The organism is Gottfriedia sp. S16(2024) (genome assembly GCF_050473765.1).
Lineage (GTDB): Bacteria > Bacillota > Bacilli > Bacillales > Bacillaceae_G > Gottfriedia.
In genome coordinates, this window is record NZ_JBFLUO010000001.1 from 1,515,219 (window position 1) to 1,527,688 (window position 12,470).

13 protein-coding genes are annotated in these 12,470 nt (G+C 30.2%); all 13 read left to right on the forward strand.

Features of this window, described 5'->3' with window-relative positions:
* The 13 genes from AB1282_RS07145 to AB1282_RS07205 all read left to right on the forward strand — a co-directional run bounded on the left by AB1282_RS07145 (position 1) and on the right by AB1282_RS07205 (position 12,450).
* Entirely contained in the window at positions 1 to 891 is an 891-nt protein-coding gene (locus AB1282_RS07145; RefSeq protein ID WP_429898770.1) for a glycosyltransferase family A protein, read from the forward strand.
* 22 nt (positions 892 to 913) lie between these two features.
* Positions 914 to 1,990, forward strand: a complete 1,077-nt coding sequence (locus AB1282_RS07150) for an EpsG family protein (protein ID WP_429898771.1) — start codon at positions 914 to 916, stop codon at positions 1,988 to 1,990.
* A gap of 25 nt (positions 1,991 to 2,015) precedes the next feature.
* Complete coding sequence (locus AB1282_RS07155; RefSeq protein ID WP_390309993.1) at positions 2,016 to 3,227, forward strand: glycosyltransferase; 1,212 nt, start codon at positions 2,016 to 2,018, stop codon at positions 3,225 to 3,227.
* The gene (locus AB1282_RS07160) at positions 3,199 to 4,386 is read left to right on the forward strand and encodes a glycosyltransferase (RefSeq protein ID WP_429898772.1); all 1,188 of its coding nucleotides are present in this window, start codon (positions 3,199 to 3,201) and stop codon (positions 4,384 to 4,386) included. The genes AB1282_RS07155 and AB1282_RS07160 overlap by 29 nt, the downstream gene beginning before the upstream one ends.
* 18 nt (positions 4,387 to 4,404) lie before the next feature.
* Complete coding sequence (locus tag AB1282_RS07165) at positions 4,405 to 5,412, forward strand: glycosyltransferase family 2 protein (RefSeq protein WP_429898773.1); 1,008 nt, start codon at positions 4,405 to 4,407, stop codon at positions 5,410 to 5,412.
* 70 nt (positions 5,413 to 5,482) lie between these two features.
* Positions 5,483 to 6,511 (forward strand): glycosyltransferase family 2 protein, encoded by a 1,029-nt coding sequence (locus tag AB1282_RS07170; RefSeq protein WP_390309999.1) that lies wholly within the window; start codon positions 5,483 to 5,485, stop codon positions 6,509 to 6,511.
* A gap of 72 nt (positions 6,512 to 6,583) precedes the next feature.
* The gene (gene galE, locus AB1282_RS07175; protein ID WP_390310000.1) at positions 6,584 to 7,636 is read left to right on the forward strand and encodes a UDP-glucose 4-epimerase GalE; all 1,053 of its coding nucleotides are present in this window, start codon (positions 6,584 to 6,586) and stop codon (positions 7,634 to 7,636) included.
* A 27-nt stretch (positions 7,637 to 7,663) separates the two neighbouring features.
* Positions 7,664 to 7,834, forward strand: coding sequence for a hypothetical protein (locus AB1282_RS07180; RefSeq protein ID WP_390310002.1), 171 nt, complete (start codon positions 7,664 to 7,666; stop codon positions 7,832 to 7,834).
* Positions 7,835 to 7,847: 13 nt separating this feature from the next.
* Positions 7,848 to 8,447 carry a sugar transferase gene (locus AB1282_RS07185; RefSeq protein ID WP_429898774.1) on the forward strand — a complete coding sequence of 200 codons (600 nt, stop codon included), beginning with the start codon at positions 7,848 to 7,850 and terminating at the stop codon, positions 8,445 to 8,447.
* A 1-nt stretch (position 8,448) separates the two neighbouring features.
* Positions 8,449 to 9,090 (forward strand): acetyltransferase, encoded by a 642-nt coding sequence (locus tag AB1282_RS07190; RefSeq protein ID WP_429898775.1) that lies wholly within the window; start codon positions 8,449 to 8,451, stop codon positions 9,088 to 9,090.
* 18 nt (positions 9,091 to 9,108) lie between these two features.
* Complete coding sequence (locus AB1282_RS07195; protein ID WP_429898776.1) at positions 9,109 to 10,281, forward strand: DegT/DnrJ/EryC1/StrS family aminotransferase; 1,173 nt, start codon at positions 9,109 to 9,111, stop codon at positions 10,279 to 10,281.
* Positions 10,278 to 10,619 (forward strand): helix-turn-helix domain-containing protein, encoded by a 342-nt coding sequence (locus AB1282_RS07200; protein WP_390310010.1) that lies wholly within the window; start codon positions 10,278 to 10,280, stop codon positions 10,617 to 10,619. The genes AB1282_RS07195 and AB1282_RS07200 overlap by 4 nt, the downstream gene beginning before the upstream one ends.
* Before the next feature lie 55 nt (positions 10,620 to 10,674).
* Complete coding sequence (locus AB1282_RS07205) at positions 10,675 to 12,450, forward strand: ABC transporter ATP-binding protein (protein WP_429898777.1); 1,776 nt, start codon at positions 10,675 to 10,677, stop codon at positions 12,448 to 12,450.
* Positions 12,451 to 12,470: the final 20 nt, after the last annotated feature.

Genomic DNA, 12,470 nt, shown 5'->3' on the forward strand with positions numbered 1-12,470 from the left:
GTGTCAAAGTTTCTTACAATTTTAACCCCTACATTTAATAGAAGTAAATTGTTAATCGACTGTTATGTAAGTCTAAAGAATCAGACATTAAAAGATTTTGAATGGATTATCATAGATGACGGAAGTATTGATGATACGAAAGCGATCGTTGCTGAACTAATGAGTAAAAATGAAATAGATATAAAATATTTTTATAAAGAAAATGGTGGAAAGCACACAGCTTTAAATGAAGGCGTAAAACATGCCCAGGGAAAGTTATCATTAATTTTAGATAGTGATGATCGTCTAACCCCTGACGCTGTAGGATCGATTAATAATTACTATAAAAAGTATAAGGAGCAAAAGGAAATTGGAAGTATATCGTTCCTAAGATGCTACAGTGATGGAAAGATAATTGGTGATACTTTTAATGAAAGTGAAATCATTTCTACTTATATTGATTTAATTATGAACAAAGGGACAAAAGGAGATAAGAGCGAAGTATTTGTTACGGATATTTTAAGGAAATACCCATTTCCGGTATATAAAAATGAGAGATTTATTGGAGAGCATGTTGCTTGGGTACGAATTGCACGTAAATACAAAACGTTATATATTAATAAACCTATTTATATCACTGAATATTTAGAAGGAGGATTAACGAAATCAGGAAGAAGATTACGGATTAACTGTCCTTTAGGTGGTATGGAAAGCAGTAAAGAAACTATAGATAAAAATTTCAACTGGAGAGTTCGAATTAAAAGTATGATGCTATATATTTGCTATGGTTTTTTTGCCAAGAAAAAATTAAATTGGATGTCAAAAAATTCGAAACAGTATTTATTATTCTGGTCTACTTTACCTGCAGGTATAATGTTATATCATTATTGGAATGTAAAGTATAATAACTGATTTTAGTAAGGGTGAGTCTATTTTGGTACCTTATGTTTTGACTTTACTATTTGCTTATAGCTATGGGTGGTTAGCAAAACGATTTGGAATTATTAAAAATAAGCAATTCATTAATAATAAATATTTTATCTTTCCTGTATTAATTACTTTAATACTGATATCTGGACTTAGATTCATGAATGCTCTTTATAGTGATGAATGGATCTATCGAAGTGATTACGCCAAAATTGGAAATATGGATTTTAAAGATATATTTTCATTAAAGATTGAGCCGGGTTTTGCATTACTTAATTGGGCATTGTATAAAATATCGATTCAACCGCAATTTCTTATATTTATTTGCGCAGCAATAACCAATACGCTTATAGTTTTAACAATTGCTAAATTTAGTGAGAAGTTTGAGTTAAGTATACTCCTTTACATATGTATTGGCTTTTATTTTACTAGTTTTAATATTATGAGACAGTACTTAGCAATCAGTATTGTATTTTGGGCAATAAGATATCTGGGTAAAGGAAAATTCATAAAATATTTGATCTCCATATTAGTCGCGTCGACTTTTCACTTTTCTGCTTTAATAATGATTCCAACATATCTAATTTATAAAGGAAGAGCTTGGACAAAGTGGACAATTCTAACGATGGTATCTGGAGTCACGTTTACCGTTTCATTTGCTATACTCGTGAATATATTAGAGGCAGCTCTAGCAAATACTAAGTATAGTGATTATTTTAAAACATTAACAGAAGGTTATTATGGTGTTAATATTTTGAGGATTTTGATATTTATAATTCCGTTATTTCCTTTATTTATTTGGAGAGTACCACTAAAAAAAATATATTCAAATAGCGATCATTTGGTAAATCTCTACGTAATAGGCGTGATATTTATGTTACTTTCATCCAATTATGTTTTTATTGCTAGGATTGCAGATTATTTTACGATATTTAGCGTATTATTGATTCCGAAACTAACTGCATTATTTAAGAAAAGCAGCTTTAATCAATTAATTTATTTTGGCATTATGGTTTGTTATATGACGTTTTTCTATTATCAAATAAGCAATAGTGCTGGTTATACTAGTATTTTCTCAATATAAAAGGATAGAGAAAGAGGATGGAAATATGAAAAAGGTATTATTTCTAGTTTCAGATATGGAAAGTGGTGGATTTCAAAAAAGCTTAGTGACATTATTACAATGTTTTGATTACAGTAAATATAAAATCGATATAGCTGTATTCTCACCGACTGGGATCTTTTTAAATCAAATTCCAAAAGAAGTAAATTTAATAAATCTGGGATTCCCACCTTCGTTTTTCAAAAAATTCCCGGGATGTATTTTAGATCTAATAAAGGAAAAAAAGATAAAATTTGCATTGAAAAGAACATTTCATTTCTTACTATCCAGACTTAATAAAGGTTATGCTGCAATGTATATGTCATCTAACTTCCCTATTATTGATGAGCATTATGATGTCGCTATTGATTATAATGGTCAACAAATTCTTTATTATTTAGTAGATAAGATAAAAGCCAATAAAAAAATAACCTATTTCCATAATGATTATGAAAAATGGAGTTACTACTATTCGGCCGATAAATTATATTACCCTAAAGTGGATTACATTGTAACTGTCTCAGAAATTTGTAAACAATCTTTAGATAAATTTTTTCCAGAATGCTCCCATAAAACGAGAGTTATTGAAAATATCAGTTCACCGACATTAATTAACAATATGGCGTGTAGTAACTTAGACTTGTTTGATGGTTTTGAAGGGACCAAGATTGTAACTGTGGGTAGACCTTTAATGAGTAAAGGGTACGATATTGCAATTAAAGCATCTGCTAAATTAAAAGCAAATGGATATAATTTTAGATGGTATTCGATAGGAACCTCAAATGAAGAATCAAAGTTTAAAAAAATGGTAACGGATTTAAACCTAAATAATGATTTTATTTTTTTAGGAGAAAAAGAAAATCCTTATCCATATATAAAACAGGCCGATCTCTATGCCCAGCCCTCACGATATGAAGGTAAGTCTGTAGCAATTGATGAGGCAAAAATACTAAATAAGCCTATTATTGTTACTAATTTTTCTACTGTACTAGATCAAATTGAGAATAAAGTAAATGGTATAATTACAAATATGGACGAAGAAAGTGTGTTCAAAGCTATAAAAGAGGCAATAGATTATAAAGAAAAACTAACCCTATTAACTGCAAACCTGAAAAACGAAAAATTAGGTAATGAGCACGAGATAAATAAGTTATATAGATTAATAGAGAACAATCAGGAGAAAATATCGAATGAAGAAAAAATTGCTGTTCTCAATTGAGTCCTTAAGGATAGGAGGTGCTGAAAAAAGTTTAGTAACTCTATTATCAAAGATTGACTATAAGAAATTTGATGTGGATTTATTTTTATTTAATTATTCAGGTGAATTTATTTCACTAGTACCAAAGGAAGTAAATATTATTAATAAAGATAATGATTATAAATTTTTTTCAGCACCACCAATTAAATCACTAACTAATTTATTAATAAGTAAAAAATACAACCTTTTTTTTACTAAATTCATTTTTCTATTAATATTAACAATTCATAAATACATTTTGAAAAAAGAGTATATTGGATGGAAGTATGTTAGTCACTTTCTTCCCAAATTTAATAAAGAATATGATTTATCTGTGGGATTTCTAGAAAAAAAATCAATCTATTTTTCAGTAGATCATGTTAAAGCTAAGAAAAAAGTTGGATGGATTCATACAGACTATAGCAAAATCCCTTATAACTATAAGTTAGATAATCACTATTTTAAAGAATTAGATTTCATAATGACAGTTTCAAAGCATTGTAAAGAAGTGCTAATGCAGAAATTTCCAGCATGTAATCATAAAATAAAAATAATAAATAATATCGTCTCGCCAAATTTAATAAAAAGTATGGCAAATGAGATGGTCAAACACAATATAGAAAAAAGTACGGACGAGATACTGATTGTTACTGTTTGTAGATTAATTCCTCAAAAAGGGATAGAGGATGCAATAAATGCATGTGAAAAGTTAGGTAATCAAGGGTTTAAAATAAAATGGATAGTTATTGGAGATGGACCTGAAAAAGAAAAATTAACTAGTTTAATAAAAAATAAAGGATTAGTAAAACAATTTTTTCTTTTTGGGAGTAAAGGTAATCCGTATCCTTATATGAAAATGTGTGACATTTATGTGCAGCCTTCACATGTAGAAGGATTTGGAATTACGGTATTAGAAGCTAAGATTTTAGGTAAAGCAATTGTAACGAGTGACATCCCAGAATTTAGAGAGCAGATACAACATCATGAAAATGGATTAACTTATGGCAATATCGATGAACTAGTATCAAATATAGTGAAAATAATAAAGGAAAAAGATCTATCCTTAAAATTTATGAGGAACTTAGAAAATCAACAATTTGATAATTCAATTGAAATTAATCAGTTAGTAAAAATTATTTAATTAAAAGGGGGGTAGATCTTGCAACCTTTAGTAAGTGTAATAGTTCCTATATATAATGCCGAGAAATATTTAAAAGAGTGTATTAATTCTTTAATTTCTCAATCTGAAAAAAATATTGAAATAATTTTAGTGAATGATGGATCTACGGATAATAGCCTCAATATTGCATATGAGTATGCTAATAAAGATCCTAGAATAAAAGTTTTAAACCAAGAAAATGCTGGTCCAAGTGAAGCTAGAAATAATGGAATTGATCATTCCTGCGGTAATTACTTATCCTTTATTGATGCTGATGATTGGATTGAACAAAACATGTATAAAGAAATGTTGGCTTGTGCTATGAATAAGGAAGTAGATTTAGTTCTATCAAATATAAAACTTATAAATAAAGATAATCAAATTGTTCATGCTCCAATAAAAGAAATAAATAAAAGTATATTTAATAAAAGTGAAATATTAAATGAACTAGTTCCGTTTGCACTTGAATTTGGAAATATAAATTCTTTAGCATCGAATTTATATTGTAGAGAACTAGTAGATAGTAACAACATTAGATTAAATGTTGACATTTTTTACGGAGAAGATTGGATATTTAATTTGGAATATCTAAAACATTCTAAATGTGCGTTATATATGGATAAGTCCTTTTATAATTACAGAAGAGGGATTGATAGCTCATCAAGTAAATATAATGATAAAACTTTTGAAACAAATGGAGTAATTATTTATAGAACTTCACAAGATTATGCAAATTATTTTAAAAGTAATATTTATATTGGTGGGGCAAATTTCCTCAATGTTACAATTCATTGCATTATATGTGAATGTAGAAGGCATGATATCGGATTTAGAGATAAATTAAGTAGGATCATGTCAATGTTAAATAATCCAAAGTTAAATGAAGCTGTAAAAAACACTAATCTGAAGAAACTACCCTATAAAAATAAAGTTATGGCAATGTTATTAAAATATCGATTAAATTGGTTAGTGTGCGGATATTTTGGAATAAAAAACTTTTTAATGTAGTCGATAATAAAAAAAATAATAAAAATTATGTGTTAAAAGGATAAATTTTTTTTATAGGAGATATTAAAATATGCATCCTAAAATAAGTATAATAGTTCCTATTTATAATGTTGAAAATTATATTCATAAATGTATTGATTCAATTTTATCCCAAACATTTTCGGATTTTGAACTGATTCTAGTAAATGATGGATCCCCCGATCGTTGTGGGAATATAGCTGAAGAGTATTCCAAAAAAGATAGTAGAATTATAGTAATTCATAAAAAAAATGGTGGACTATCTGATGCTAGAAATTCAGGTATTGAAATTGCTAAAGGGGAATACATAGGGTTTGTGGATGGCGATGATTGGATCGAACCAGATATGTATAAATTACTTTATGATATGTGTGTAGAAAAAGAATGCGAAATTGCCAGCTGTAATTACTTTATTTTAAAAGATAATGAAAAGATTGAGAATAATCCATATCCTTTAATGGTTCAAAGCAGAAAGGAAGCAATGAGAACCTTACTAGATGGAAAAATGTATAATGAAGTTGTGTGTACAAAGTTATTTAAAAGAAGTTTATTTGAAAAACAAAGATTTAAAATAGGGATTATTCACGAGGATACTGACTTTACTTATCGAATGATTCATGAAAGTAATAAAGTTTGTTGTGTTGGTAGTTCTAAATATAATTATTTACAGCGAAGTGGAAGTATAATGGAAGATTCAACTAAGAATATAAAAATTGATAGTGTATTAATATATATAGATATGTATAATTTCATGATTAAATATTACCCAGAGCTATGTAATAAAGTGTTAACAAAATTGGTATTTACTTCATTACATTTATTAAATTTATTTATTACAAATACTAATTTTTCGATTTATAAAAATGAATATTATAAAGTTACTAGCATTTTAAACAAATACTCAAATAAAACAGTAAAACTAAAAGAGTTACCTTTTACTGTAAAAATATTATTGCTAGTCATTAAAATTCATCCATTAATTTACAGGCCATTACTAAGCTTAATACAAATTAAGCATTTATTAACTAGTAAATTAAAGGGAGGAATAAGAAGTTTAAAATTAAATAAAGTTCAAGAATAGAGCATTTCAATTAACTTATTAGTTGAAATGCTTTTTTTCATTACTTTTATTTTATATAGGAGGATGGCACAATTGAGAATTTTAATTACAGGTGGAGCGGGCTATATCGGAAGTCACGCTTGTGTAGAACTTTTAAATAATGACTATGAAATTATTGTTGTAGATAATTTTTCAAATAGTAGTCCCGAGAGTTTAAAGTGCATATCTGAAATTACAGGAAAATATTTCCCAATCTATCATATAGATATATTAAATAAAGGGAAGCTTGAAGAAGTGTTTATGAACCATCATATTGATGCTGTAATGCATTTCGCTGGATTAAAAGCAGTTGGTGAATCAAATAGCAAACCACTTGAATACTATCAAAATAATGTAACCGGCACCATCTATCTTTGTGAACTTATGAAAAAATATAATGTAAAAAAGCTTGTATTTAGCTCATCTGCAACCGTGTATGGCTCCCCAGATCAAGTGCCAATTTCTGAACACATGATGTTAGGGGCGGTAAATCCATATGGTCGCACGAAACAAATAATAGAGGATATACTGAGAGATTTATATAATTCCGACAATAATTGGAGAATTACATTATTGAGATACTTTAATCCTGTAGGTGCCCATAAAAGTGGATTGATTGGCGAAGATCCAAAAGGAACTCCAAACAATTTAGTTCCATACATATCGCAAGTAGCAGTAGGAAAGTTACTTAGTTTAAATATCTTTGGAAATGATTATCCAACGTTGGATGGAACAGGTATTAGGGATTACATTCATGTCGTGGATTTAGCGAAGGGCCATTTAAAAGCACTAGAAAAGCTTGGAGATGAAAATGGAGTAAACGCGTATAATCTCGGGACAGGTAGAGGCTATAGCGTTCTAGAAATGGTTAAAGCATTTGAAAAAGCTTCTGGAAGAAAAATTACTTACACAATTAAGGAACGTCGGCCAGGAGATGCAGCTATATGTTTTGCAGATCCTTCCAAGGCAAAAGCGGAGCTAGGTTGGGAAGCAATCAAAGATATTAACGACATGTGTGAGGATGCTTGGAATTGGCAAAAAAATAATCCTAATGGCTATGATAAATTTTCAGAAATCAATCTGCCTATAACGAACACTGGTATCTAATTGTTTCAAATTAAGTAGGAGGAAACTTTGAAATCGATTAACTTGAATCAGGAGCAGTTAAAGGAGATTCTTGAAAGCTTTTATAAAAAAGGTAATGAACAAGTTGATATAAAAACACAGGATTTTGTAAATGAAATCATTTATAAAATACAGACCCTGCGTAACACGAACCTAGTAAATGTAAGTAAGCTTAAATAGGGGGTCCAATTATATGAAAAGAAGTATAGATTTAATTATTTCTCTAATGATATTAATTGCTTTTTCTCCAATCCTCTTAGTTGTTGGAGTAATGGTAAGATTCAAAATGGGATCACCAATTTTATTTACTCAGGTAAGGCCAGGATTAAACGGGAAACCGTTTAACTTATACAAATTCCGTACAATGGTTGACTTAAAGGATTCAAATGGTGAGCTATTATCTGACGAGTTACGATTAACCAAATTTGGAATATTCCTTCGAAAAATGAGTTTAGATGAATTTCCACAGTTGATTAATGTCGTTAAAGGTGAGATGAGTCTAGTAGGTCCAAGACCACTTTTAATGGAATATTTATCTCTTTATACGAAAGAGCAAATGCAACGCCATGATGTTAAGCCTGGAATAACTGGTTGGGCTCAAGTGAACGGTAGAAATGCAATCACTTGGGAAGAGAAATTTAAATTTGATATTTGGTATGTAAAAAACTTCAGTCTTATAGTAGATTTAAAAATTTTATTCTTAACGTTTATTAAGGTGATCAAGAAAGAAGACATTAGTCAGCAAGGGCAAGCGACGATTGAAAAATTTAAGGGTTCATATGAAGTGATGTAGTATGAAAATAATTATATTAGGAAATGGTGGACACAGTAAAGTCATTCAAGAAATGGTACACTCTTTAACAAATCACGAAATCATAGCTATTTTAGATGATATATTTACTATTGAAAAACGGGAGAATGAAATCATATATGGTCCTGTAGATTCTATAAAAAAATACCTTACTTTTCAAGTTAAAGTAATCATTGCGATTGGTAATAATGATACAAGAAAAAAAATAGTAAATTTACTAAATATAAATAGCGATCAATATTTATCAATTATTCATCCATCAGCAATAATAAGCCCATCAGCTATCATTGGGAATGGGACAATTGTAATGCCTAAGTCAGTTATAAATACAGGTGCAAAAATTGGAAACCATTGCATTATTAACACAAGCTCGATTGTTGAACATGATAATTTGATTGGGGATTACTCACATGTTTCACCAAATGCAACATTAACTGGAAATGTTGAAATAGACGAAGGAGTCCATATAGGAGCTTCTGCAACTATTATACCAGGCTTGAAAATAGGAAAATGGTCAGTCATTGGAGCGGGATCAACTGTTTTACAAAATATTTTACCTTACAGTTGTGCAGTGGGAAGTCCTGCTAAAGTAATTAAAAAGTTAGCTGTTGGAATTAAAAATTAAACGAGAAGGGGTTTACAAATGTCTTTATCAAAAATTTATCTTTCTCCTCCACATATGAGTGGAAATGAGCAAAAATATATTAATCAAGCATTTGATTCGAATTGGGTTGCACCTCTAGGACCAAATGTTGACGCATTTGAAAAAGAGATTGCCTCATACGTAGGAGCCAGTGGAGCAGTTGCCGTCAATTCAGGAACGGCGGCAATTCACTTGGCTCTTTCTTTATTAGGCGTAACAAAAGGTGATAAGGTTTTTTGTTCAAGCCTTACTTTTGTGGCAAGCGCGAACCCGATTCTTTATCTAGGAGCTCAGCCAGTTTTTATTGATTCAGAGTCAGATACGTGGAATATGTCTCCGAGGGCTCTTGAAAAAGCTTTTCAGGATGCACATTTGGAACATAAGTTACCAAAAGCTGTAATTGTTGTGAACTTATATGGTCAAAGTGCAAAAATGGACGAAATACTTGCATTATGTGATCAATTTGATGTTCCAATCATTGAAGATGCGGCTGAATCACTGGGATCAACATATAGAGGTAAAGTAAGTGGTACCTTTGGAAGATTTGGTATTTTTTCATTCAATGGAAATAAAATCATTACAACGTCAGGAGGAGGAGCGCTTATTTCTAATGACGTTGAAGCCCTACAAAGAGCTCGTTTTTTAGCTACTCAAGCAAGGGACTCAACACTATTCTATCAACATAGTGAAATGGGATATAACTATCGAATGAGTAATATACTAGCTGGAATTGGAAGAGCTCAATTAGAAGTATTGGATGAAAGAGTAGAAAAAAGAAGACTTATCTTTGAACGTTACTCTAAAGAACTATCAAATATAACTGGTTTATCGTTCATGCCTGAATTAAAAAATACAAGGAGTAATCGCTGGCTTACAGTCGTTACAATTGACCAAGAATTAGGAATTTCTACTAAGCGTCTAATTGAAGCATTGGCAGAAGAAAATATTGAAGCTCGTCATGTATGGAAACCGCTCCATATGCAGCCCCTTTTTGAAAATACCCCTTATTATTCACATGATAAAAATGAAGATGTAGCTCAAATCTTATTTAAAACAGGCATATGTCTTCCTTCTGGATCAAACTTAACAGAAGAAGAGCAAAACAGGGTTATAAGTTGTCTTAAAAATACAATTTATAAAGAACTCTTTAAGCTAAAAGAGGTGAAAATATGATAGGAAAAAAAATACAAGAAATTCGTAAAAAGAAGGGGTTAACATTATCTGAGCTTGCTGAAAAAGCGAATATTTCTAAGTCCTATTTAAGTAACATTGAACGTGAAATAAACCAGAATCCATCTATTCAAGTTATGGAAAAGATTACGAAAGTACTAAGTGTCGATATGAGCACTTTGTTAGGTATAAATGCAGAAATACAGCATCCCCTTGAAAAGGAATGGTTCAATTTTGCAATTGAACTTAAGGAATTAGGAATTGATATTGAAAAAATCCATGAGTATAAATCTATTTTTGAGTTTATAAAATGGAAAAGTAAAATTGAAAACAACAGATAGCATTTAAAAATTGATGATATCTTTAGATATTTCATTGTAAAGGTGTGAAAGAGAATTGGGAGATACATTAAATAAATTACTTCTGCTCTTTAACAAAAGAGAAAAGAAAAAGTTGTTAGTCTTATTTCTTATGATGATAGTCTCTGCGATGTTTGAAACAGTAGGGATTGGATTAATCGTTCCATTCGTAGGTATTGTTACGAATCCTTCGATTATAAAGGAACAAAAGATTTTAAATACAATTTATGAGTTATTTCAATTTAAATCGACAACATCTTTTTTGATCTTTTCGGTCTTTGTACTACTTTTGATTTTTGTTTTAAAAAATTTATATATTTTATTGTTTCAATATTCCCAGAACCGTGTGATTCTTAACCAACAAGTTAAATTGTCAAAAAGACTATTTAATGGGTACTTAACAAAACCATATACATTTCATTTACAAAGAAACACAGCAGTATTACTTCGAAATGTAAATGAGGAAGTACCTAAAGTGTTTCAGGGGATTATTTTATCCGGATTTCAATTGTTTACGGAGTTACTTGTAATATTTTGCATTTTAAGTTTGTTATTATATACAACTCCAGTAGCAACATTAACAGCCTCCTTTTTATTAGGCGGAAGCGTCATATTGTTTTTAAAAATGTTTAGGAAAAAGATGAGTGAAATAGGAAAAGAACAACAGCAAGTTAACGGGCAGATGATTAAATGGATGAACCAGGGGTTAGGCGCAAGTAAAGAAGTGAAGGTATCAGGAAAAGAAAACTTTTTTGTTAATGCTTATGCAGAGCAGAGCCAAAAAAATGCAATTATTAAACGGTATATCATGATGCTTGACCAAGTTCCAAGGTTGTTTATTGAAACGTTAATTGTATCAATTGTTCTTATTACTATGTTGATCATTATTTTCCAAGGGATTACGATGACAAAAATAGTATCTACTATGGCTCTATTTGCAATGGCAGCTTTTAGACTTATGCCTTCTATTAATCGAGTAATCTCGATGATTTCAACTATTCGATATAATAGGCCAGCTTTAACTGTTATCTATGAAGACTTATTTGTAAATTCAGAAGAGCTTTCGCAAATTTTTACGGAAGATCACTCTTTAGATTTATCTATTAATGAAGAGGGGACATTTAAGGATTCAATTAGATTGAATGGTGTGTTTTTTAAGTATCCTAACCAACAGGACTATTCAATTAAAGACGTATCATTAACGATTCCAATAGGTCAATCAGTAGCATTTATAGGGGAATCAGGCGCTGGAAAAACAACTCTAGTAGATATTATTCTTGGTCTTTTTCGTCCGGAAAAAGGAACCATTTCTGTCGATGATAAGGATTTTCACGAAATAGAGTCAACTTGGAAAAAGAAAATAGGATATATTCCTCAATCGATTTTCCTAACAGATGACACAATTAGAGGTAATATTGCTTTTGGAATGCCAAATTCTCACATAGATGATAGAGCAGTATGGAAAGCTCTAGAACAGGCACAGTTAAAGGCGTTTGTTGAGTCTCTGCCTGAGAAGTTAGATACACCTGTTGGAGAAAGAGGAGTAAGACTTTCTGGCGGTCAACGTCAACGGATTGGGATTGCTCGAGCACTGTATCATAATCCTGAAATAATTTTTATGGATGAGGCAACATCAGCATTAGACAATGAAACGGAAAAAGAAATTATGTCAGAAATTAATAAGTTGAAAGGTGAAAAGACTTTAATAATCATTGCTCATAGACTAACTACTATTGAAAATTGTGATGTTGTATATAAGATAAGTAATGGAAAACTTGTCTCTGTTAATGAATTAAAAATGTCAGTAATATAATTTCAGACGGGTAGGAGGAG